Source organism: Amycolatopsis deserti, from assembly GCF_014653945.1.
GTDB classification, from domain to species: domain Bacteria; phylum Actinomycetota; class Actinomycetes; order Mycobacteriales; family Pseudonocardiaceae; genus Amycolatopsis_E; species Amycolatopsis_E deserti.
On sequence record NZ_BNAU01000006.1, the window covers coordinates 109,046 to 131,987 of the forward strand.

The window sequence follows — 22,942 nt, forward strand, 5'->3', positions numbered from 1 at the left end:
TGTCATCGCCTAGACTGGGGCCATGGGCCGGTGGGAGCCGAACGCGCACGAGCGACTGTCGCTCGCCGCGCTGGAGCTGTTCACCGAGCGGGGCTACGACAGCACCACGGTCGCGGAGATCGCGGAACGAGCCGGGCTGACGAAGCGCACCTTCTTCCGGCACTTCGCCGACAAGCGCGAGGTCCTGTTCGGTGGTCAGAACACGCTGAGCCGGCTCATCGCCGAAAAGATCACCGGCGCGGACGAATCCGCGTCGCCGCTCGAAGCGATCGGCGTGGCGCTGGAGGCCGTGGACGTGATCTTCAGCCCGGAGCGGCGGCAATGGGCGCAACAGCGTCAGGCCGTGATCGCCGGCAACTCGGAACTACGCGAACGCGAACTGCTCAAGAGCACCACCATCGCCGCCGCCATGGCCGCGGCCCTGCGCGAACGCGGTGTCGGGGACCTCGTCGCGGACCTGGCCGCCGAAGTCGGGAACCTCGCCTTCCGGACCAGCTTCGAGCGGTGGCTCGAACCGGCCAACGAGCAGGGCTTCGCCGAGCTCGTGCGTCAGACGATCAAGGAGTTGCGGGCAGCGGCCATCCACATCTGAGTTGTCCACAGGAGTGTGGACATGTGGACAACTAGCCGAAGTTCTGGCGTTCGCCCCGGTAGGTGGGCACGGTGCGCTCCACCCGGCCGTCCACCACGATGTGGTAGGTGGTGAACCGCTCCGCGAGCTCGCCCGCCTTCGCGTGGCGCATCCACACCCGGTCGCCGACCCGCAGGTCACGCGCTGCTTTTCCGGTCACCGGCGTCTGCACCTCGCCCGCTCCTTCGAAGGGCAGCAGGCGCAGTCCCTCCGGCAGGTGCGGGGACGGCAGGCGGGTCACCGAGGCGGGGCCGGAGGCGACGAAGCCGCCGGAGTAGAGCGTGGCGATGGTGCGGGCCGGCTTGTGGACAACCGGGAGCGCGAACAGCACCGCGGGCTGTGGACGGAAGCGGGAGTACCCGTCGAACAGGGTCGAACCGATCAGCCCCGACCCGGCCGCGACCTCCGTGACCACCCGGTTCGCGCGGGTCAGCTCGATGCTGCCGCTGCCGCCGCCGTTGACGAACTCCAGGTCGGCGACCTCCCGCACCGCGGCAACGGCGGCCGTCCGGCGGCGCGCCAGCTCGGCCGACGACCGGCGCTGCATCCAGCGCACGACGACGTCGTGGACGCGGCTCCCGATGGAGTCGCCCAGTCCGGCGATCTGGCCCTCGTAGGCCATCACGCCGACCAGGCGGAAGCCGGACCGCGCCGCGATCTTGCGTGCCAGCGCTCCGGCCTGCTTCGCGGTGAAGACCGGCGAGCGGCGGGTCCCGACGTGCACGAACGGCAGCGGGCGCCAGGACGCGTCGAGTTCCAGGCACACCCGGATCTCCGGGTGGTCGTGGCCGAGCGCGGCGTCCACCAGGTCCAGGTGCTCGGTGGAGTCGACCATGATCGTGATCGAGTCGCGAGCCCGCTCGTCGGCCGCGAGCGCGCGCAGAGCGCCGAAATCGGCGGTCGGGTAGGCGACCAGGATGTCGTCGCTCGTGCCGAGGCCGGCGTGCCAGAGCGCCTCGGCCAGCGAGTAGCACATCAGCCCGGCGAATCCGTGCGTGCCGAGCGCGCGCTCGATCAGGTAGCGACAGCGCACCGACTTGCTGACCAGCCGGATCGGCGTGCCCGCGGCACGCTGCACCAGATCCGCGGCGTTGGCGTCGAACGCGGCCAGGTCGACGACGGCGAGCGGCGGATCGAGATCCTTCGTCGCCGTGTCGTACGTGGTCGCGGTGGTCGCCATGCTAGGACCGTACGTCAGAAACACTTGAAACGCGAATACCTTTCACCTACGGTTTCGACACTCGACACGGACGGGTGAGCACTTCATGAGCCGGTGGCAGAACTGGGCGGGAACCGCGAGCGCGGACCCGCAGCGCATCCACACCCCGCGCAGCGCGGCGGAGATCGCCGAGGTCGTCACCGGCGTGGCGGTGAACGGCCGTCGCGTCCGCGCGTGGGGCAGCGGGCACTCGTTCACGCCGATCGCGGTGGCCGACTCCGACGCGATCGACCTCCGTGGCTGGACCGGGATCGCCGCGGTCGACGCCGAAACCCACCGCGTCACGGTGCGGTCGGGCACCACGCTCCGGCAGCTCAACGCCGAACTGGACGGGCTGGGCCTGGCGATGACGAACCTCGGCGACATCGACGCGCAGACCATCGCGGGCGCGGTGTCGACCGGGACGCACGGCACCGGCGCGCGGCTGGGCGGCCTGGCCACGCAGATCGTCCAGCTGGAACTGGTGCTCGCCGACGGCTCGGTGGTCACGTGCTCGGCCGACCGGCAGCCGGACCTGTTCGCCGCCGCCCGCGTCGGGCTCGGCGCGCTCGGCGTGATCACGCACGTGACCCTGCAGTGCGAGCCGGCGTTCGCGCTCGCCGCGCAGGAGCGGCCCGAGCCGCTGGAGCAGGTGCTGGAAGGCTTCGACACCTTCGCCGCGGAGAACGACCACTTCGAGTTCTACTGGTTCCCGTACGGGAAGAACGCGCTGGTCAAGCGCAACAACCGGCTGCCGGCGGGCGAGGTGACCCGGCCGCTGAGCCGGGCCAGGGAGTTCTTCGACTACGACATCGTGGAGAACGTCGCGTTCGGCACGTTGTGCCGCATCGGCCGCGCGGTGCCGCGACTGGTGCGGCCGCTCGGCCGGTTCGCCTCGGCGGTGCTGTCCGCGCGCGAGTACTCCGACACCTCGCACCGGGTGTTCGTGACGCACCGCGGGGTGCGGTTCGTGGAGTCGGAGTACGCGGTTCCACGTGAATCAGTGCACGAGGTGCTGCGGGAGCTGCGGGCGCTGGTGCCGCGGCTGGAGAACCCGGTGGCGTTCCCGGTCGAGGTGCGGGTCGCCGCGGCGGACGACATCTGGCTGTCCACGGCGCAGGGCCGCGACTCCGCCTACATCGCCATCCACCAGTTCGCGGGCATGCCCTACCGGGAGTACTTCGCCGGCTTCGAGTCGATCGTCGCGGCGGTCGGCGGGCGCCCGCACTGGGGCAAGATGCACAGCCTGGACGCCGCCGCGCTGCGCGAGCGCTACCCGCACTTCGACGACTTCGTGAAGGTGGCGCACCGCTGCGATCCGGCCGGGGTGTTCCGGAACTCCTATGTGGACCGGGTGCTGGGGCCGCTGCCCTGACCGTCCGGTGTGGACGCTTTACAAGCGGGTGATCGCCTCGTCGATCGGGGTGTTGCCGGTCACCAGTTCCAGGGTGCGGCGGAACGAGCGCGGCTCCTCGAAGAGCGCGATCAGCACCGCGGCCACGTCCTCGCGCGGGATCTCGCCGTAGTCGACGGTGTCGGCCAGGTGGACCTCGCCGGTGGCGGGCTCGTCGGTGAGGCGGCCGGGGCGGAGGATGGTCCAGTCCAGGTCGCGGGCCCGCAGGTCGTCCTCGGCGGCCTTCTTCGCACGCAGGTACGCCGCGAACACCTCGTCGGTGCCGGGGCGGGGCGAGCGGCCGACGCCGAACGAGCCGATCTGGATGTGCCGCCGGACGCCCGCGCGCTCGGCGGCGTCGGCGAACAGCCGCGCGGCGCCGAAATCCACGGTCTCCTTGCGGGCGGCGCCGCTGCCGGGGCCGGCACCCGCGGCGAACACCGCGACGTCCGCGCCCTTCAGCACGTCGGTGACTTCGTCCACCCCGGCGGACTCCAGGTCGAGCACGACCGGATCGGCGCTGAGGTCACGCAGCGCGGGCGCCTGCTCGACGTTGCGGATGATGCCGACCGCCTCGTCCCCCGTACCGGCCAGCAGCCGCTCCAGGTGACGCGCGATCTTCCCGTGCCCTCCGGCGATGACGACTCGCATGGCACCCAGCCTAGGACGAACGGCACCGGGGTGCTCTTCAGAAGCGGCGGAGCCGCTTGCGCCGCCCAAGCAACTGGCACCGCCGCGGGTTCTCAGAGGTCTTCTCGCGAGGACAGCGCCGACGTGGTGAATTGGGCATTCATGAGGAGGCGATCCCGGAGCGAGAAGGCCTCTGAGGTTCCGCTACCCGCACCGGCTCGCAAGCCGCCCCAACTGTCGCCTAGGCCACCGGCAGGTCGTAGGACGCCAGGAGCTGCTCGTAGACCATCTCGTTAACCCAGCGGGACACGGCGTCCTCGGGGAGCAGAATCCGCTCGCGGCGCACGTCGATGTCCAGGTCGACCCGGGCGTCCTCGTCGGCGGTGACCACGGCCACGCCGTAGGAGCGGGCGCGCGGCAGGCAGTTGTCGAGGTAGTCGCGGCTCAGCACGGCCGAGGTCGGCAGCACCATGGCCGCGTCGCCGTAGCGGCTGAACGGCACGGCGGAGGCCATCCCGGTGCGCCAGTGCCGGGCGACGGCCAGGACGCCGACGATCTCGGCGGCGGGGGCCGGCGCGGTCGGCGCGAACTCCGGCCAGGTCCAGGTGGCGACGGTCGCGCGGTCGGTCACCGGTGCGACGCCCATCGCGATCCGCTCGGCGTGGGTGTCGGTGCGCAGCTTCGCCACGACGCAGACGCGGCGGCCGAGCATCGTCACCTCGGGCAGGACGACGCCGTGCCAGCCCAGCTGGGCGGCGGCGTCGCGGGCCAGCTGGCTGACGCTGGCCGGCAGTTCGACGGGCGGCACCACGCGGGTGGGGAACGATCGTCCGCCGGCCACCACCGAGTTTCCGGTGTGCCCTGGTGTAACCGCCACGATCCGCCTCCTCTTACCGCTGATTCCCTACCCGCACCTCGTGAAAAGAGGCACATGGAAAGAGGTACCAGGGGTGGCCCGGTTGATCTGTGGACAACGGGAGCGCCTGCGATCGGCGGCGCTCAACGGTCGGTGACCGGTCGATGAGCGGCATCGGGACTTCAGCCCGACCCTGCTTCCGAATGGGTGATGGACCGCTGAACGACGTCACGCCCAGGGTTTCCGTACCGCCAAACGGAGCAACTTCTTTCACGTTCCACTATGGACAACGCGCGAGTCACGGCAGGAGTTCCCGTCCCAGCGGGGTCATCAGGTCGGCGACCTCGGCGTAGGGCACCACGACCTCGTGGTACCCGCACGCCATCGGATAATTCCGCGCGTCCGTGGCCAGGCCGAACACCACGCCGTCGGCGCGGAAACCGATCTGGAGGGCCGGCACGTCCAGCACACCCCACGGCCGGAGGTCCTGCGGTCCGAGCGGGGTGCGCTCGCCGAACGGTTCGCCGCCGTCGCAGTAGCCGCCGGGCGAGCGGGCGAGGATCCGGGACTCCAGCGCGCTCATCGCGTTCTGGTCGGCGGCGATGCCGTCGAAGACGTCCCCGGCCGTGACCACCTGCCCGGTCGACAGGTCGATGTTGAGCCACATCGTGGCGTAGCCGCCGTGGTTGCCGAACTGGCTCGACTCGACCATGAGGTCGTAGCGCACCGAGACCACCTTCTGGTCCTGTCGCCCGATGGTGGCCGTGTTCCGGATGACCGGGACCTCCGTCGGGTCGACGAGCCCGGACCGCACGTAGGCGATGAAGGCGTCGAGCGGGTGCACGAGCGCGGCGTTGATCCGGTCCTGCAGCGCGCGGTCCGGCACGCCGCTCACCGCGGCGTACTGTGCGTCGACGCGGTACTGCGGGCTGCCGTAGGTGGTCGTGAGCCCCCTGACCCGCACCGCCGTCTGCTGCTCGGCCGGTGGCGCCGCGGCGACCGGCGGCGTGGTCTCGCCGTTGCCGATCACCGCGATCGTGCCGACCACCGCGCCGACCCCGACCGCGACGGCGACCAGCGTGGCGCCGATCTTCGCGCCCAGGCTCAGGCCGGTGCCGACGCCCGCCAGCCCGCCCGCGGCCGCGCCCGGCGCGGCCGCGGTCCCGGCGCCGAGCAGGGCCAGCGGGGACAACGCCAGCAGCGCCCCGGCCCGCTGGGCCAGCCTGCCCAGACCGCGCTGCTCCCAGTCCGGGCCGTACCCGGCGACCGCGGCGGTCTCCAGCTCGGCGACGAACTCGGCCGCCGCCGAGGGCCGCCGGTCCCCGTCCTTGGCCATGCCGCGCGCGATCAGCCCGCGCACCGGTTCCGGCACCGCCTCGACCGGCACCGGCGCGTGCTCGTGCAGGTCCTGCAGCTCACTGGTGGTCGCGCCGTCGTACGGCCGCCGCCCGGTGATGCTCTGGAAGAACACGCAGGTCGCCGCGTACACGTCGGTCGCCGGGGTCGCGGGCGCGCCGCGCCACTGCTCGGGCGCCATGTACGCCGGAGTGCCCGCGGGCACCCCGGGTTGCCCGGCGAGCACGGCGATGCCGAAGTCGACGAGTTTGCTCTCCCGGTCCGGCCCGACCAGCACGTTGGCCGGTTTGTAGTCGCGGTGCACCACACCGGCGCGGTGCGCGTCGGCCAGTCCGAGCAGCGAGCCCTTCAGCACCGCCAGCGCCGATTCGGGCGGGAGCACGCCGTCGTGGCCGAGCACCTCGCGCAGCGAGATGCCGTGGATGGCCTCCATCACAATCGCCGCGCCGTGCGGGCCCTGGTGGAATTCGTACAGCCGGGTGACGTGCGGCGACCGCACGCGGCTGAGAAGCTCGGCCTCGTGCCGGAACGCGGCGAGCCGCGACGGGTCGCCGAGGTGCTGCGTGAACAGGTACTTGATCGCGACGAGCGCGCCGGACGGATCGTGTCTGGCGAGCACGACCTCGCCGAATCCGCCGTCACCCAGTCGCCCGAGTTCGGTGTAGCCCGGCACCACCCAGTTCCGCGTTCGCACGTCACTGTAGAGGTGAGCTTCACCGCAGCGGTTCCCCTAGATTCGTGGTTAGGGTTACCCGCCGGTCACACGAGCCGCCGCCCAAGGGAGGACCGATGCGCTCGCCGAAGGACTTCTTCGCGCCCCTCGCCGTGGGGGCGCCGGATCCCGTTCGCGAGATCCCCGCGCTGCCGTCGCGGATGATCCACTTCTTCGACCCGAGCAACGAGAAGATGGCGGCGAAGGTCCCCGACCTGGCGAAGAAGGTCGACGTCCTGCTCGGCAACCTCGAGGACGCGGTGCGCGCCGACCGCAAGGAGGCCGCGCGCCAGGGCCTGGTGCAGATCGCGAAGGCCCACGACTTCGGCTCCACCCAGCTGTGGACGCGGATCAACAGCCTCGACTCGCCGTGGGTGCTGGACGACCTGATCACGCTCGTCACCGAAATCGGTGACAAGCTGGACGTGATCATGGTGCCGAAGGTCGAGGGCGCGCAGGACATCCACTACGTCGACCGGCTGCTGGCCCAGCTGGAGGCGCGGGCCGGGCTGCGCAAGCCGCTGCTGGTGCACGCGATTCTGGAGACCGCCAGCGGCGTCGCGAACGTCGAGGAGATCGCCGGTGCGAGCCCGCGCATGCAGGGCATTTCGCTCGGCCCGGCCGACCTCGCCGCGAGCCGCCGGATGAAGACCACCCGGGTCGGCGGCGGACACCCCGGTTACCTGGTGCGGACCGACCCGGTCGGCGAGGACCTGCACTCCGGCCGGACGACCTACCAGCAGGACCTGTGGCACTACACGGTCGCGCGGATGGTCGACGCGTGCGCGATGCACGGGATCCTGCCCTACTACGGGCCGTTCGGGGACATCCGCGACGTCGTGGCGTGCGAGGACCAGTTCCGCAACGCGTTCCTGCTCGGCTGCGTCGGCACCTGGACGCTGCACCCGGTGCAGGTGGACATCGCGAAGCGGGTGTTCTCGCCGGAGCCGAAGGACGTCGCGTGGGCGCGGAAGGTGATCGCCGCGATGGGCGACGGCACCGGCGCGGTGATGATCGACGGGAAGATGCAGGACGACGCCTCGGTCAAGCAGTGCCGGGTGGTCGCCGAGCTGGCGGACAAGCTGGCCGAACGCGACCCCGAGCTGAAGCAGGCGTACGACGAGGCGACGAAGGAAGCGCTGGCATGAGTGACGTGAAGCCGCGCCGGTCGGTGCTGTACATGCCCGGCGCGAACGAGCGGGCGCTGGAGAAGGCGAAGACGCTGCCGGCGGACGCGCTGATCCTGGACCTGGAGGACGCGGTCGCCCCGGACGCGAAGGAGGCGGCGCGGGAACGCGTGTGCGCCGCGGTGGGTTCCTACGGCGCCCGCGAGGTGACCATCCGGGTGAACGGCCTGGACACCGAATGGCACGACGCGGACCTGCGGGCGGCGGCCCAGGCCGGCCCGGACGCGGTGGTCGTGCCGAAGGTGAACTCGGCGGCCGAGGTGCACAACATCGAGCGCGCGCTGGAACTCGGTGGGGCGCCGGAGAAGACGAAGATCTGGGCGATGGTCGAGACCCCGGTGGCGATGCTGCACGCGGAGGAGATCGCATCGGCCAGCGAGCGGCTGACGGTGCTCGTGATGGGCACGAACGACCTGGCGAAGGAGCTGCACGCGGAGTTCGTGCCCGGACGGGCGCCACTGCTGGGCGGGCTGTCGCTGTGCCTGCTCGCCGCGCGGGCGACGGGCAAGGTGATCCTGGACGGCGTCTACAACGATGTGAAGGACCTGTCCGGCTTCGAGGCGGAGTGCCTGCAGGGCCGCCAGTTCGGGTTCGACGGCAAGACGCTGATTCATCCGGGCCAGATCGAGCCGTGCAACCGGGTGTTCGCGCCGTCGGAGGACGAGATCGCCCAGGCGCGGAAGATCATCGCCGCGTTCGAGGAGGCCAAGGCCGAGGGCCGCGGCGTGGTGACGGTGGACGGGCGGATGATCGAGAACCTGCACGTGGAGAACGCGCAGCGGATTCTCGCACTGGCAGAGGCCATCACGGCGAAGGGCTGATTCCTTACGCCACAACGCAACCGGCGGCCGACGGGCTACCGAGGCGCGAGCAGCCCATTTTTCCAGGCCCACCAACAAAACGCCGGCCGGCAACGGAAGAAGACCGACTACCCCAACCAGACCTCCCCCGCCCCCGATCCACAGCCGATCTTTGGTCGCCGATCAGGCGTGTCAAGGTACTCTTTCCCGCCTTGACACGCCTGCTCGGCGACCGAAACACAATCAAGGAGCGGGGGCGGGGGTGGTCGTAAGGTGACCTTTGGCGCCGTAAGGCGCTTTTTATCCGCCCGCAGGGCGGACTCTTCGCTTGCCCAAGGGCAAGACTAAAGATCAAGAGATGTCCTCGCCGGACGGGCAGGCTCCGGGATGACGGGGAATGCAGGCACGTCACCTTGTCGAGGTGGGAGCTGGGTGCGAAGCTTGGCGCTGCGCGCTAAAAGGGCTCGTCGTGGAGCCAGTCCAGTGCTTTGCGCGCCGCGTTCGACACTGCGCGGTCGGGGTGGGCCACGACGACCGACTCGAGTACCTCGCGGGCGCTCGGGTGGCCGCAGATCGTCGCGCCGGCCAGGAACAGCAGTTGGTCCGGGCGGGGTTGTGAAGCGAAGTCGGCGAGGGCCTTCTCCCGGCCTTCGGTGCGGATGTCCGCCGCCAGGAGGTCCACCTTGCTGTACGTGCGGTCCCGGCCGGCGACCTCGCTGCGGTCGATCAAGCCCGCGTCGAACAGCCACGTCAGGGCCGCGGGTCCGGCGGCCGAATGGTCGCGCAGCCCGGCGATCGCCGCGACGCCGTCTCCGCCCAGGCGCGCCAGCAGGCGGAACGTCAGCATCCGGTGCTCGAAATCGTCCGTTCGCCGGGCCAGCGCGGACAGCTCGGCGATCGCGCGTTCCGGGTCTCGGGCGCGCAGCCACGTCGCGGCGCCCTCGTCCAGCACCTGCGCGTCCAGCGGCGCCAGACGCGCGAACAGGACCTCCGCCGTCTCGCCCGCCAGGTCCGCCACCGTCAGCACCGGCTCGCCCTCGGCGACCCTCAGCTCGTACGCCGCCTGCACGCCGAGCGGCAGCAGCTGCACGACCTGCCGCTCCTCCTCGGGCACGTCGTCGAGGTAGTCCACCCCGGCGAAGTCCAGCAGGTCCTCCTCGTGCTCCTCGCCCGCCGGGAAGATCTCCACCAACCCGTACTCGGCCAGCCGGGCCACCACCCGCAGGATCGTGCTCCCGTCGCCGCCCAGCATCTCCACCAGCATGGGGATCGTCGCCGGCTCCGAGGCCAGCTCGGTGACCATCTCGGCCGCCAGCGGGTTCGCCAGGATCGACCCGACCGCCGCCCGCCACAGCTCGACCGGATCGGCCAGCCGTCGCGCGGCCTTCTTCACCGGCACCAGCCGTCCGCGGTAGACGCGCACCACCCCGGCGCGCTTGGCCATCGTGACGAACTCGGCCGGCGCGCTGATCTCGGCCAGGTCCCGGCCCTCGCCGACCCACTCGACGAACCGGCGCAGCTGCGGCACGACCGCCGTGACCTCGGCCTCCGCCGCCAGCCGCTCCGCCGAGGCGAGCGGGAACACCGGGGACGGCGCGGCCGCCTCCGCGTCCGGATCGCCCTGGTAGTGGCGGTAGGCCAGGTCGTGCAACAGGGTCTGGTCGACCTCGACCTCGCCCCGCCGCACCCGGTCGATGAACGCCTGCGCCGCCACCTCGTTCAGCGGGTCGATGCCGTGCTCGGCCATCGCGACCGCCCAGAACTTCGCCAGCCCGAAGTTCGACGGCTCGTTCATCGCCGAGTCGAACCGGTCGGCGATCGCGGTCAGGTAGGTCCGCAGCACCGCGGGCTGCTCACTGCGCTCGTCCAGCAGGTCGGCGTCGTCGAAGAAGTCCATCAGCGCCTCGACCGTGGACAGCACTGCCGAGGAGTGCGGGTCGAGCAGCACGACCTTGCGCGGGAACCACACCAGCAGCGCGTTGCGGAGGATGTCGCGCGTCCAGCGGCCGAGCAGGCCGTCCCGTTCGAAGCGGAAGTCCAGCATCGCACCGGCGACCACCGGGTCCACCACCCGTTGCCGCATCTGCGACCACGCGTCCAGCTCGACGAGCAGCCGCTGCCGGGCGTCGATGAACTCTTCCTCGTCCGCTCCGGTGTACACCATCCGCATGGGTCGATCGTCCCCCAGATGGCGCGTAATCACACCCCCGGCGACCGCTGCGGTCCGCGAATTCCTTCGAATGCCGCTACCACCTGCAGCACACCGAGGTCGTCGAACCGCCGTCCGGCGATCTGCAGCCCGACCGGCTGTCCCCCACTCGTATAACCGCAGTTCAACGACACCGCGGGCTGCCCGGACATGTTGTAGGGCACGGTGAACGCGATGTGCTCGAACGGCCGCGCGGGGTCGTTCGTCGGCGAGGCCCACTCGGCGGGCGGGGCGGACACCGGGCAGGTCGGCGACAGGACGAAGTCGTACGGCTCACCGGCGCGCAACGCGGCGACGGCGATCGCGTCCATCTGGGCGAAACCGCGGTAGGCCGCGACGCCGGAGACCTCCGCGCCGCCCTGCGCCCAGGCGGCGATGTAGGGCAGCACCAGCGCCTGCCGTTCCGGCGGCAACGCGCTGATGTCGCACCACGCCCGCACGCGCCAGAAGTCGTCCAGCCCGTCCAGCATTTCCCTGGTCAGGAACGGTTCGACCGGTTCGACGATCGCGCCGGCCGCCTCGAACCGCCGTGCCGCGTCGAGCACCGCGGCCCGCACGTCGTCCTCCACCGGCAACCCGACCCCGGCGTCCAGCTGCAGCCCCAGCCGCAGTCCCGTGACGTCGAAATCCAACTGTGACCAGGCGATTTCCGCCGGGGGCAGGCTCAGGTGGTCCCGGCTGTCCGGAGCGGACAACACACCCATCAGCAACGCCGCGTCGGCGACCGTCCGGGTCATCGGGCCGACGACCCGGCCGGGGAACGGCGGGTGCACCGGCACCCGGCCGAAGCTGGGCTTGAGCCCGACCAGCCCGCACCACCCGGCCGGCAGCCGGATCGAGCCGCCGATGTCGGTGCCGACGTGCAGCGGCCCGTACCCGGCGGCGGCCGCGGCGGCGGCGCCCGCGCTCGACCCGCCGGGCGTGCGCGACAGGTCCCACGGGTTGCGGCTCGCGGTGTGGAAACTCGACAACCCCGAGGTCAGCATCCCGTAGTCGGGCATCGTCGTCTTGCCGAGCAGCACCGCGCCCGCCTCGCGGACGCGGGCGGCGGCGGGCGCGTCGGCCGGGGCCGGGAGCAGTTCGGTCGCCGCGGTGCCCAGCGGCACCGGCGTGCCCCGGGTCGCGATGTTCTCCTTCAACGTGAGCGGCACGCCGTCGAGCGGCCCCGCCTCCCCCGCGGTCCACCGCTGCTCGGACGCCTTCGCCGCGTCCCGCGCCTGTGACGGGTCGTAGGCGTAGAGCGCGTGCAGGGACGGCTCCAGCGCGTCGATGCGGCTCAGCACCGCCTCGGTGACCTCGACCGGGGACAACGTCCCGGCGCGGTAGGCGGCGAGCAGTTCGGTCGCGGACAGGCCGGTCGGCTCCACGGGGTCCCTCCTCATTCCGGCGGTGTGTAGCGGCCGTCGACCGCGGTCCAGCCACCGTCGACGGCCAGCACGGCCCCGGTGACGAAACTCGCGGCATCGGAGGCCAGGTAGACGACGGCACCCGCCAGCTCGGACGCCTTCGCCCAGCGGCCGAGCGCGCTCTTGCCGGCGTAGGCGGCGTACCAGTCGGGGCTGGCCTTGATCTGCTCGGTCAGCGGCGTCTCGACCACGCCCGGCGCGATCGCGTTGACCCGCACCCCGGCCGGCCCGAACTCGGCCGCCGCGGTCCGGAACAGCTGCACGAGCCCGGCCTTCGTCGCCGCGTACGGCCCCTGACCGGGTTCGACGGTCGTGCCGCGGATCGAGGAGAACCCGATGATGCTGCCGCGCCCGCGCTCGACCATGCCCGCCCCGAAGGCCCGGACGACGTCGAACGTGGCGCCGAGGTTGAGCGCGACGACCCGGTCGAACTCCTCGCGCCGGTAGTCCAGCAGCCGTTTGCGCACGTTGGTCGCCGCGGTCAGCACGACGACGTCGACCGCGCCCAGCTCCGCGGCCGCCCGCTCGACGGCCGCCGAGTCGAGCACGTCGATCTCGTAGGCCTCGCCCCGGATCTCGCGGGCGGTCTCCCCGGCCGCGGACGCGTTGCGGTCGGCGCAGATCACCTCGGCGCCGTGCGCGGCCAGGGCGAGCGCCGACTCCCGGCCGATGCCGCTGCCCGCGCCGACCACCACGGCCCGCTTGCCGTCGAGCCGGAACAGCTTCTCGTAGTTCACGCCCGGATCACCGCCATCCGCGTCACGGTCAGCTCCTCGATCGCGAACCGCGGCCCCTCGCGTCCGATACCGGAGTCCTTCACGCCGCCGTAGGGCATGATGTCCGACCGGAACCCGGGCACCTCGTTCACCACGACACCACCGACCTCCAGCTCGTCGATCGCCCGCATGGTCGTGCGCAGCGAGCGGGTGAACACACTCGCGTGCAGGCCGTACCGCGATTCGTTGACCAGCCCGAACGCCGTTTCCACGTCGGGCACCCGGCGCAGGCACACCACCGGCCCGAAGATCTCCTCGTCCCAGCAGTCCACGCCGTCGGGCACGTCGGTCAGCACGGTCGGCCGGACGATCCCGTCGACGGCCTCGCCGCCCGCGGCCACCTTCGCGCCCGCGGCGACCGCGGCGGAGATCCAGTCGAGCACGCGACGGGTGGACCGTTCGTCGATCAGCGCCGACACCCGGGTCTTCTCGTCCCGCGGATCGCCGATGACGACCTCCGGCAACCGGGCCAGCAGGCGCTCGGTGAACTCCTCCGCCACCGCGTCCACGACCAGCAGCCGCTGCACCGAGATGCAGGCCTGCCCGGACGCGTAGAACCCGCCGCGCAGCACGGCGTCCACGGCCGCGTCGAGGTCCGCGTCCTCGGCGACCACCAGCGCGGCGTTCGAGCCCAGCTCCAGCAGCGTCTTGCGGGGCGCGGCGTCCCGCGCGATCCGGTGCCCGACCGCCGCCGAGCCGGTGAACGACACCGCGCCGATCCGCGGGTCGGTGACCAGCGCCGACCCGACCTCGGCGTCCCCGGTGACCAGCTGGACCATCGCCAGCGGCGCGTCGACCGCCGCCGCGGCCTCACGCACGAGGTGCACCAGCCACAGCGTCGACAGCGGGGTCTGCGGCGCCGGCTTCACGATCACCGGACAGCCGGCCGCGATCGCCGGGGCGATCTTGTGCGAGGCGAGCAGCAGCGGGTAGTTGAACCCGGCGATGCCGACCACGACACCGATCGGCTTGCGCACCCAGAACCCGGTCAGCCCCTCACCGGACGGCGCCACGTCCAGCGGCACGGTCTCCCCGTGCAGGCGGGCGACCTCCTCCGCGGCGGCCTGCCAGGTCACCAGCGTGCGGGCCACCTCGACACGGCAGTCGACGAGCGGTTTGCCGGTCTCCACGACCAGCAACCCCTCCAGCTCGTCGCGCCACTCCAGCAGCGACCGGTGCACGCCCAGCAGGACCTCCCGGCGCACGTGCGACGGCAGCTTCGCCACCTGCCGCGCGACCAGCACGGCCTCGTTGACCGCGAGGTGCGCCAGGTCAGGCGTGCCCACCGGCGCCCGCGCCACCACGCAGCCGTCGTAGGGGAACCTGATCTCCGTCGTGTCCGGTGTGGACACCCAGTCGGACCCGATCGGCAGCCCGTCGGGATAGGGGTCGAACATCATCGTCCTCCCTGCAGCCTGGCCAGTTCCGCACGCAGGTTCGGCGCCGCCGCGACGAGTTCCCGCGTGTAGGGATGTCGCGGATCGTCGTAGACCTGTTCCACCTCGCCCAGCTCGACGAGCTCCCCGTGCCGCATCACGGCCACCGTGTCGCAGACCCGGCGTACCACGGCCAGGTCGTGCGAAACGAACACCAGCGTCAGCGCGAAGCGCTCGGTCAGCTCGGCGAGGAGGTCGAGGATCTGCTTGCGCACCGACACGTCCAGCGCACTGACCGGCTCGTCCGCGACCAGCACCCGGGGTCGCGGCGCGAGCGCGCGGGCGATCGAGATCCGCTGCCGCTGCCCGCCGGAGAACTGGTGCGGGTACCGGCCCGCCGCGTCCGCCGGCAGCCCGACCGCGGTCAGCAGCTCCGCGACGCGGTCCGGATCGCGGCGGCCCAGCGGCTCGGAGATGATGTCCCGCACGCGCATCCGCGGGTCGAGCGAGCCCATCGGGTCCTGGAACACCACCTGCAGCGCCTCGCGGAGGAAGCCCAGCTTCCGCTCGGGCAGGCCGTCGATCCGCTTGCCCTCGAAGGAGATTTCGCCGGAGGTGGGCCGGTCCAGCCCGGCCAGCAGGCGCACCAGCGTCGACTTGCCCGAGCCGGACTCGCCGACGATGCCGAACCGCTGCCCGGCCTCGACGGTGAACGACACCCCGCGCAGCGCGTGCACTTCGCGTGGCCGCCGGTAGCGGCGGTGGACGTCCCGCAGTTCGATCACGCCGCCTCCAGGTCCGACGCGGCCAGCAGCTTCTTCGTGTACTCGTGCCGAGGCTGGGTGAGCACGTCCGAAGTGGACCCTTCCTCCACCACCCGGCCCTCGTACATCACGAGCACCCGGGTGCACACCTTCGCCACCACCGCGAGGTCGTGGGTGATGAACAGCAGCGCGGTGTCCCGCTCGGCGACCCCGGTCAGGATCAGGTCGAGCACCTGCGCCTGCACCGTCACGTCCAGCGCGGTCGTCGGCTCGTCGCAGATCAGCAGCGCCGGGTCGTTGGCCAGCGCGATCGCCAGCATCACCCGCTGCCGCTGCCCGCCGGAGAGCTGGTGCGGATACGCCCGCGCGAGCTGCCCCGGATCGGGCAGCTTGACCGCGTCCAGCAACGCCACCGCGGCCTCGTGGGCCGCCCGCCGCGACTTGCCGGTGTGCAGCCGGATCGACTCGGCGACCTGACGGCCGACGCGCATCAGCGGGTTCAACGCGGTCATCGGCTCCTGGAACACCATCGCCAGGTCCTGCCCCCGCCGCCGCGACAGCTCGCGCTCGGACGCGCCCAGCAGCTCTTTGCCGGTCAGCTTCGCCGAACCGGTCGCGCGCAGCCCCTCCGGCAGCAGGCCCATCACCGCGGACGCGGTCAGCGACTTGCCGGACCCGGACTCGCCGATCAGCCCGACCCGCTCACCCCGGCCGACCGTGAACGACACCTCGCGCACCAGCGGCTGCGCGCCGGCGTGCACGGACAGGTCCGACACTTCGAGGGTCATCGCCGCTCCAGACGGGGGTCGAGCCGGTCTCGCAGACCGTCGCCGAGCAGGTTGAACCCGAGCACCGCGATCGCGATCGCCAGCCCGGGGACCAGCGCCAGCCGCGGCTGCACGGTCAGCAGCTCCTGGGACTCCTGCAGCATCCGGCCCCAGGACGGCGTCGGCGGCCGGGTGCCGAACCCGAGGAACGACAGCGCCGCCTCGGCCAGCACCGCGATGCCGAACGACACCGAGCACTGCACGATCACCAGCCCGCCGATGTTGGGCAGCACGTGGCGGCGGGCGATGAAGAACCGCGACCGGCCCGCCGAGCGCGCGGCGAGCACGTATTCGGTGCTCATCACCTGCAGCGTGCCGGAGCGGGCCACCCGCGCGAACGACGGGATGGTCGCCACACCGATGGCGATCATCGCGGTGACCGTGCTCGCGCCGTAGACCGCGCCGAGCATGATCGCCAGCAGCAGCGCGGGAAACGCGAGCACCAGGTCGTTGACGCGCATGACGAACTCGCCGAGCCACCGCTTGGACATCCCGGCGAGGATCCCGAGCGGCGTGCCGACCAGCGCCGCGACACCAACCGCGATCACCCCGACGTACAGCGTGGTGCGTGCGCCGACCAGGATCTGGCTGAACACGTCCCGGCCGAACTTGTCGGTGCCGAACCAGTACTCGCCGGCCGGGCCGAGCAGCCGCGCGGTCGACTCCACCTTCAGCGGGTCGTGCGGCGTCCACACGAACGACACCAGCGCCGCGAGCACCACGAGCCCGACCAGCACCGCGCCGGCGACCAGCGTCGGCGACGTCCGTCCCTTGACCGGTGCACTCATCGCGCCGCCCTCAGCCGGGGGTCGATCACCACGTACAGCAGGTCGACCACGAAGTTGACCACCAGCACCGCGACCACCAGCACGAGCACGATGCCCTGCACCGACAGCAGATCGCGCGCGGACACCGAATCCAGCAGCATGCTGCCCAAGCCGGGCAGCACGAACACCCGCTCCACCACGACCGCGCCGATCAGCAGCGTCGTCAGCTGCAGCCCGAGCACGGTCACCACCGGCACGGCCGCGTTGCGCATGCCGTGCCGCATCAGCGCCGGGTACGGGCGCAGGCCCTTCGAGCGGGCGGTGCGCAGGTAGTCCTGGCCGAGCGTGTCCAGCACCGCCGAGCGCACGTACCTCGTGAGCACCGCGCCCTGCACGATCCCGAGCGACAGCGCGGGCAGGACCAGCCCGCGCAGGAACTCGCCGGTGTTCTGGTTCGGCGGCGTCCACCCGCCCGAGGGCAGCCACCGCAGCTGCACGGCGAAGACCTGCACCAGCAGGATTCCGGCGAGGAACGCCGGCACCGCCACGCCCAGCTGGGACAGGCCGGAGATCGCCGTGCCGCCGAAGCGCCGGTGCCACACTGCGGCGAGCGCGCCGAACGGCACCGCGAGCACGACCGCGACCAGCATCCCGGCCCCCACCAGCCACAACGTCACGCCCAGCCGGTCCACCAGTTGCGGCCCGATCGCCTCGCCGGTCACGTAGGAGCGGCCGAAGTCGCCCTGCAGCACGCCGCCCATCCAGCTCAGGTACTGCTCGACCAGCGGCCGGTCCAGCCCGAAGTCGGCGCGGGTCCTGGCGAGCAGCTCCGGGGTGGCGTTGATGCCGAGCGCGACCTGCGCCGGATCGCCCGGCAACACGGCCATGAACGCGAACACCACGATCGAGGCGACCAGCACGCTGACCACCAGGATCGCCACGCGGCGCAGGATCGCCACTGCCATCAGCCCAGACCTCCCATCAGCCCAGACCCCCCATCAGCCAAGTCCCGTCAGGTCGAAGGACTCGCTGACCTGGTTGGCGGCCAGCCCGGTCACCTTCTTCTTCGCCACCACCACGTTCGGGTACAGGAACAACCAGTCGGCAGCCGCGTCGGCGGTGATGGTGCGGGCGACCTGGCGCATGTTCGCGGCCTGCTCCTCGGGCGTCCCCGCGTCCGCGGCCGCGATCAGCTGCTTGACCTGCGGGTTGTCGTAGCCCCAGTAGTACTTGGGGTTGCCGAAGGTGGTGATGTCGCGGGCCTCGACGTGCTGGACGATCGAGGCGTCGAAGTCGTGGTCGGTGAAGACCTGCTTGAGCCACACCGCCGGGAAGTCCAGTGGCTCGATCGTGACGCGGACGCCGATGTCGGCCAGGTCGGAGGCGACGACCTGCGCGGCGGCCGTGGCGTAGGGCAGGTTCGCGATGCGCAGCCGGATCGACAGGTTCGACTGCCCGGCCTCCGCGAGCAGCGCCTTGGCCCGCGCGGGGTCGTGCGGGTAGTAGCCGGAGAGGTCCTCGTACCAGGGATCGGTGGGCGGCACCATGCTGCCGAGCACCGTGCCGCGGCCGGCCCAGGCGGTGTCCAGCAACGCCTTCCGGTCGATCGCCAGCGTCAGCGCGCGGCGGACGCGCACGTCGTTGAACGGGGCCTTGGCGCCGTTGAAGGAGAGCACGACCTCGCCGTTCGTGGTGCCCTGCAGGACGGTGAAGCGGGTGTCGTTCTCGAACTGCGGGATCGAGTCCGGCGCGGTGATCTGCGCGATGACGTCGATGCCGTTGCTGAGCAACGCGTTGTTCAGGGCGGTCGGATCCTTGATGTACTTGAGGATCACGGTTTTGTAGGCCGGTGACCTGCCCCAGTAGGCGGGGTTCGCGGCGAGGACGATCGAGTCGCCGCGCCGCCGGGACTGGACCTGGTACGGCCCGGTGCCGACCGGCGTGTTCGCCAGGTCCGCGACCCCGGTCGGGCTGAACATCGCGCCGACGCGGCCGGTCATGTCGAACAGCCAGCCGTTGCTGGGTTTCTTCAGCACCACGCGGGCGTGCAGCGGATCGACCACCTCGACGTGGTCCACGACGTCCATCTTGGACTTGATGGAGATCGTCCAGTCGGTCTTGACCCGGTCGATCGAGAACTTCACGTCCGCGGCGGTGAACGGCGCGCCGTTGCTGAACTTCACCCCGGGCTGGAGCTGGAAGTCGTAGGTGCGCCGGTCCTCGCTCACCGTCCAGGACCGGGCCAGCAGCGGCACGATCTTGCCGCTCGAGTCGAGCTTCACCAGGCCCTCGTAGACGTTGTAGAGCAGGGCCTGCGGGATGGCGGTGCCGTCGGTGCGGGTGAAGTCGAAGTTGGCCGGCTCGGCGGTGAACCCGACGGCGAGGGTGTCCGGGCCCGATCCGACCGAGGCCGTGGACCCGGCGGAGCAGGCCGAGATCACCAGCAGAAGCGCCAGTGCCGCGGAAATTCGGACTTTCATCCTCACCCCGAGTCAGTATGCTGGTCCGACCAGTAGCCTAGGTTTGCACCAGACGGGGTGAAGGTCAAGACGACGATGGAGTTCGAGCCGGTCAGCCCGGTCCGCGCGTACGAGCGGATCGTGGAACAGATCGAGCAGGCCGTGCTCACCGGCCGGCTCCGGCCCGGCGAGCGCCTGCCCGGGGAACGCGAGCTGATGGCCCAGTTCGGCGTCAGCCGCTCCACGATCCGGGAGGCGCTGCGGGTGCTGCAGGCCGGCGAGGTGATCCGGTCGCGCCCCGGTGATCCACGCGGGCCGGAAATCCTGCCCGCGTCACCGGCGCGGCTGCGGAAGTCGCTGGACCGGCTGGCGCGCGCGGAGACGCTCGGGCTGGCCGAGCTGCTGCAGTTCCGGATGATCGTGGAGGGTTCGGCCTACCGGCTGGCCGCGGAGCTGCGCACCGAGGAGGACCTGGCGGAGCTGCGTGCGGCGCTGGCGGCGATGACCGAGAGCCTGGACGACTACGCCACCTTCAGCCGCGCCGACGTCGCCTTCCACGACGTGGTCGCGCGGGCGGGCCGGAACACGCTGATCGTGGTGTGCGGCAACGTCGTGCGTGGCGTGGTGCTGGACCTGATCGCGGGCAAGCTGGAGAACTCGTCGAACCGGCAGGCGCTGATGGAGGCGTCGGTCGCGCACCACAAGGAAGTGCTGCGCGCGGTGGAGGACGGCGACGGCCCGCTGGCGGCGCGGCTGGCGCGGCGCGCGTTGTACGACTACTACGCGGAGTATGTGAGCGCCGACGAGCGGATCGTGCTGGAACACCTGCTGGACTGAGAAAATCCGTGGCCCCCGTCGTCGGTTGATCGTTACCGTCCGGGCGTGGCGTACGAACATCCGCTGGCCTACGTCGTCGGGCTGGAAGGCCTGGCGCTGCTGCGATCCTTCCGCGGCGAGCATGACCGCGCGTTCGTCGCGGAACGTCTGGCCGAGATCCAGCACCTGCTGGACGAGTCCCCGGACGGCGTGGAGGTCACGCACATCGATCCCGCCGAGGGCTACGACCTCTGGGCGCCGACGTACGACTCGCCCAATCCGGCTTTCGACTTCGACGAGCCGTTCGTGCGGTCCATCGCCGGTGCGATGTCCCCCGGCGTCGCCCTGGACGCGGCCTGCGGAACCGGTCGTGTGGCCGCGGTGCTCGCTGAGTGCGGGCACCGGGTGATCGGGGTGGACGGCTCGTCCGGGATGCTCGACCAGGCCCGGAAACGCTTGCCGGACGCGGAATTCCACCTCGGGAGCCTCACCGCGCTGCCGGTCGCCGAGGTCGATCTGGTCACGTGCTCGCTCGCGCTGACGCACGTGCCGGACCTGCGCCCGGTGTTCGCGGAGTTCGCCCGCGTGCTGCGGCCGGGCGGACGCCTGGTGATCGCCGACGTGCACCCCGAGCAGGTGGCGCGCGGGCACGTCCCGGCGGTGCGCCGCGCGGACGGTTCCCCGGCCCGGGTCCGTTCGCACTGCCACCGCACCGGCGACTACCTGCGGGCCGCGCTCGCCGCCGGGTTCGACCTGCTCCGGTGTGAGGAACCGGTGGCGCCGTCGCGGGAAATCCCGGCTTCGGAAGCGGGACCGTGGGAGGCGTGGCCGTGGTCGCTGGCCGGACTGGCGCCGGCGGCCGCGCGGGCCGCCGGCGCCGGAGTGCCGTCGATGATCCTCTGGGAGTTCCGGAACTAGTCCTCGGCGAGGATGGCGTCGATCTGGCCCTCGGCGAGCTTCATGCCCTCCTCCATGCCCATCTCGATCAGCTTCTCCAGCTGCTCCAGGCTGTCGAAGGAGTTGACCGTGGTCATCCGGGTGCCGGAGCCGTTCGCCTCGAGGGTGACCGCGCAGTGGATGACCGGCATTTCGCTGTTCGGCTCGCCCTTGTCGTCGGCGAACCCGTCGTCGAACTCCAGCCGGCGCGGGGCGTCGACCGCGGTGATCTCCCACCAGCCGCGGGACTTCGTGCCGTCCGGGCCGGTCATGAAGTAGCGGGAGCGGCCGCCGACCTTGAAGTCGTGCTGCTCGAAGGTCGCCGGCCAGGTCGGCGGGCCCCACCAGCGCTCGAGCTTGCGCGGGTCCTCCCACACGCGCCACACGCGGTCCGGCGCCGCGTCGTACTCGGCGACGATCGTGAGGGTCAACGCCTCGGTGTCCTTGTGCGAGCTGATGACAGTCATTCGTCCTCCTCGGACAGGATGTCCGCGATGGCCTGGGCGCGGTGGCGCCAGATCTGTTCGTATTCGTCGAGCAGGCGGGCCGCCTTGCGCAGGACCTCGGGATTGCCGTGCACGAGCTGCTCCCTCCCGCTCCGCTGCTTGACGACGAGCGACGCCCGCTCGAGCACCGCCACGTGCTTCTGCACGGCGGCGAAACTCATGTCGTACCGCCGGGCCAGCCGCGAGATCGACTCCTCGCTCCGGAGCACCCGGGTGACGATGTCGCGGCGGGTGGCGTCCGCGAGTGCGTGGAAGATCCGGTCGATCTCCGCGTCGTCGAGGTGACTTACAACCACATGGTTGTACGTTAGTGGCTGTGTGGGCGCGTGGCAAGGGGTCCGGAGCCACCAGCTGTGCCGCGACAGCTAGCCGAGCAGCTCCTCGAGGAGGTCGGCCGCCCGGGGCGAACCGCCCTCGGCGCGGGTTTCGTCCCGCAGTCGGGCCGACGCGCGGGCGACCTCGGGGTCGGCGACGAGTTCGGCTGCTCCGCAGCAGGTCGGCCGTCGCGTCCGCGGTGTCGATCCGCCGGGCCACGCCGAGTTCGACCAGGCGGTCGGCGTTCATGAACTGCTCGGCGGCCTGCGGCACAGCGATCATCGGCACGCCGGCGTGCAACCCCTCGGCGCTGCTGCCCATGCCCGCGTGCGTGACGAAAGCGTCGGCCCGCGCCAGGATCGCCGGCTGCGGCACCCAGGACCGGACGTCCACGTTCGCCGGAACGTCCCCGAGGTCGGCCGGGTCGACGTACTTGCCGATCTGCAGCACCACGTGCCACCCGGGCAGGTCCCCGAACGCGGCGAGGCACTCCCGGTAGAACCCGGCCTGCCGCGTGAAGGCCGAGCCGAGCGACACCAGCAGGACCTTCTCGGCGTCCGCGGGCCGCGTCCAGCCGCCCTCGTCCGCGCGGGCGCCGAGGCACGGGCCGACGAAGGTCACGCTGTCGTCCACCCGGTCGGCGCTCGGCTGCATCGCACGGGGGATCAACGCCAATGCCCGCGGCGGACGGCCGGAGAAGACGTCGCTGTCCAAAGTGGTCGCACCGCACCCGGCGAGCCACTCGGCGAACTTCGCCCGGTGCGCGTCGGCGCCCGGCAGTGCCCACAACTGCTTGGCGACCTCCTCTTCGTAGCCGTTCCAGGCCACGAAGGTCGGCGACAACTGCACGAACGGCCGGCCCTGCGATTCGGCCAGGGCACGCGCGGCGTACGCGCCGATGTCGTAGAGGTAGAGATCGGCCGGATCCGCGTCGTAGGCGGCGCGCAGCTGCGGAAGAGCCTGGATCTGGTCGTCGAGGAACACGCCCATCGCGGCGATCGGATCGGACGGCCAGTCGTTGG

At 71.6% G+C, this 22,942-nt stretch carries 21 protein-coding genes and 1 pseudogene; 6 read left to right on the forward strand and 16 right to left on the reverse strand.

What is annotated here, in order from left to right; all coding sequences use genetic code 11:
- Positions 1-22: 22 nt before the first annotated feature.
- Positions 23-592 carry a TetR/AcrR family transcriptional regulator gene (locus tag IE290_RS24375; protein ID WP_191247017.1) on the forward strand — a complete coding sequence of 190 codons (570 nt, stop codon included), beginning with the start codon at positions 23-25 and terminating at the stop codon, positions 590-592.
- A gap of 31 nt (positions 593-623) precedes the next feature.
- Here IE290_RS24375 and IE290_RS24380 read toward each other — a convergent pair whose 3' ends face one another.
- Positions 624-1,811, reverse strand: coding sequence for an alanine racemase (locus IE290_RS24380; protein ID WP_191247018.1), 1,188 nt, complete (start codon positions 1,809-1,811; stop codon positions 624-626).
- A gap of 85 nt (positions 1,812-1,896) precedes the next feature.
- Here IE290_RS24380 and IE290_RS24385 point away from each other — a divergent pair, with 85 nt between their 5' ends.
- Positions 1,897-3,204, forward strand: coding sequence for a D-arabinono-1,4-lactone oxidase (locus IE290_RS24385; protein ID WP_191247019.1), 1,308 nt, complete (start codon positions 1,897-1,899; stop codon positions 3,202-3,204).
- A gap of 18 nt (positions 3,205-3,222) precedes the next feature.
- On the opposite strand, the gene IE290_RS24390 is transcribed toward IE290_RS24385, so the two are convergent.
- The 3 genes from IE290_RS24390 to IE290_RS24400 form a co-directional block, all read right to left on the reverse strand.
- Positions 3,223-3,873: an SDR family oxidoreductase gene (locus tag IE290_RS24390; protein WP_191247020.1), complete on the reverse strand. Its 651-nt coding sequence runs from the start codon at positions 3,871-3,873 to the stop codon at positions 3,223-3,225.
- 220 nt (positions 3,874-4,093) lie between these two features.
- Entirely contained in the window at positions 4,094-4,729 is a 636-nt protein-coding gene (locus IE290_RS24395) for a hypothetical protein (RefSeq protein WP_191247021.1), read from the reverse strand.
- 277 nt (positions 4,730-5,006) lie between these two features.
- Positions 5,007-6,758, reverse strand: a complete 1,752-nt coding sequence (locus IE290_RS24400) for a serine/threonine-protein kinase (protein ID WP_191247022.1) — start codon at positions 6,756-6,758, stop codon at positions 5,007-5,009.
- 95 nt (positions 6,759-6,853) lie between these two features.
- On the opposite strand from IE290_RS24400, the gene IE290_RS24405 reads away from it, so the two are divergent.
- A complete protein-coding gene (locus IE290_RS24405; RefSeq protein ID WP_191247023.1) occupies positions 6,854-7,924 on the forward strand; it encodes an HpcH/HpaI aldolase/citrate lyase family protein in 1,071 nt (356 codons plus the stop codon).
- Entirely contained in the window at positions 7,921-8,784 is an 864-nt protein-coding gene (locus IE290_RS24410) for an HpcH/HpaI aldolase/citrate lyase family protein (RefSeq protein WP_191247024.1), read from the forward strand. The genes IE290_RS24405 and IE290_RS24410 overlap by 4 nt, the downstream gene beginning before the upstream one ends.
- A 433-nt stretch (positions 8,785-9,217) precedes the next feature.
- Here the strand turns inward: IE290_RS24410 and IE290_RS24415 are convergent, their stop codons facing one another.
- From IE290_RS24415 to IE290_RS24455, 9 genes are read right to left on the reverse strand one after another with little or no spacing between them, the layout of a single operon-like run.
- On the reverse strand, positions 9,218-10,933 hold the full coding sequence (locus IE290_RS24415; protein ID WP_191247025.1) for a hypothetical protein: 1,716 nt from the start codon (positions 10,931-10,933) through the stop codon (positions 9,218-9,220).
- A 29-nt stretch (positions 10,934-10,962) separates the two neighbouring features.
- Positions 10,963-12,354, reverse strand: coding sequence for an amidase (locus IE290_RS24420; protein ID WP_191247026.1), 1,392 nt, complete (start codon positions 12,352-12,354; stop codon positions 10,963-10,965).
- Positions 12,351-13,115: an SDR family NAD(P)-dependent oxidoreductase gene (locus tag IE290_RS24425; RefSeq protein ID WP_191247027.1), complete on the reverse strand. Its 765-nt coding sequence runs from the start codon at positions 13,113-13,115 to the stop codon at positions 12,351-12,353. Before IE290_RS24425 ends, IE290_RS24420 begins: the two co-directional genes overlap by 4 nt.
- On the reverse strand, positions 13,112-14,551 hold the full coding sequence (locus IE290_RS24430) for an aldehyde dehydrogenase family protein (RefSeq protein WP_191247417.1): 1,440 nt from the start codon (positions 14,549-14,551) through the stop codon (positions 13,112-13,114). The genes IE290_RS24425 and IE290_RS24430 overlap by 4 nt, the downstream gene beginning before the upstream one ends.
- Entirely contained in the window at positions 14,551-15,315 is a 765-nt protein-coding gene (locus IE290_RS24435; RefSeq protein WP_191247028.1) for an ABC transporter ATP-binding protein, read from the reverse strand. Before IE290_RS24435 ends, IE290_RS24430 begins: the two co-directional genes overlap by 1 nt.
- The gene (locus IE290_RS24440) at positions 15,312-16,082 is read right to left on the reverse strand and encodes an ABC transporter ATP-binding protein (RefSeq protein WP_191247029.1); all 771 of its coding nucleotides are present in this window, start codon (positions 16,080-16,082) and stop codon (positions 15,312-15,314) included. The genes IE290_RS24435 and IE290_RS24440 overlap by 4 nt, the downstream gene beginning before the upstream one ends.
- Entirely contained in the window at positions 16,079-16,909 is an 831-nt protein-coding gene (locus tag IE290_RS24445) for an ABC transporter permease (protein WP_191247030.1), read from the reverse strand. Before IE290_RS24445 ends, IE290_RS24440 begins: the two co-directional genes overlap by 4 nt.
- Positions 16,906-17,853: an ABC transporter permease gene (locus tag IE290_RS24450; protein WP_191247031.1), complete on the reverse strand. Its 948-nt coding sequence runs from the start codon at positions 17,851-17,853 to the stop codon at positions 16,906-16,908. The genes IE290_RS24445 and IE290_RS24450 overlap by 4 nt, the downstream gene beginning before the upstream one ends.
- 33 nt (positions 17,854-17,886) lie before the next feature.
- Positions 17,887-19,368: an ABC transporter substrate-binding protein gene (locus IE290_RS24455; protein WP_191247418.1), complete on the reverse strand. Its 1,482-nt coding sequence runs from the start codon at positions 19,366-19,368 to the stop codon at positions 17,887-17,889.
- Between the two features lie 75 nt (positions 19,369-19,443).
- Between IE290_RS24455 and IE290_RS24460 the strand changes: the two genes are divergently transcribed.
- Together IE290_RS24460 and IE290_RS24465 are read left to right on the forward strand one after the other, a co-directional pair.
- Positions 19,444-20,184 (forward strand): FadR/GntR family transcriptional regulator, encoded by a 741-nt coding sequence (locus IE290_RS24460; protein WP_191247419.1) that lies wholly within the window; start codon positions 19,444-19,446, stop codon positions 20,182-20,184.
- 45 nt (positions 20,185-20,229) lie between these two features.
- Positions 20,230-21,081 (forward strand): class I SAM-dependent methyltransferase, encoded by an 852-nt coding sequence (locus tag IE290_RS24465; protein WP_191247032.1) that lies wholly within the window; start codon positions 20,230-20,232, stop codon positions 21,079-21,081.
- On the opposite strand, the gene IE290_RS24470 is transcribed toward IE290_RS24465, so the two are convergent.
- The 3 genes and pseudogenes from IE290_RS24470 to IE290_RS24480 form a co-directional block, all read right to left on the reverse strand.
- Positions 21,078-21,566: an SRPBCC family protein gene (locus IE290_RS24470; RefSeq protein ID WP_191247033.1), complete on the reverse strand. Its 489-nt coding sequence runs from the start codon at positions 21,564-21,566 to the stop codon at positions 21,078-21,080. The two genes, IE290_RS24465 and IE290_RS24470, sit on opposite strands and share 4 nt — an antisense overlap.
- Positions 21,563-21,901, reverse strand: coding sequence for an ArsR/SmtB family transcription factor (locus tag IE290_RS24475; RefSeq protein ID WP_191247034.1), 339 nt, complete (start codon positions 21,899-21,901; stop codon positions 21,563-21,565). Before IE290_RS24475 ends, IE290_RS24470 begins: the two co-directional genes overlap by 4 nt.
- A 238-nt stretch (positions 21,902-22,139) precedes the next feature.
- Positions 22,140-22,910, reverse strand: a pseudogene (locus IE290_RS24480) (macrolide family glycosyltransferase); the annotation flags it as partial.
- Positions 22,911-22,942: the final 32 nt, after the last annotated feature.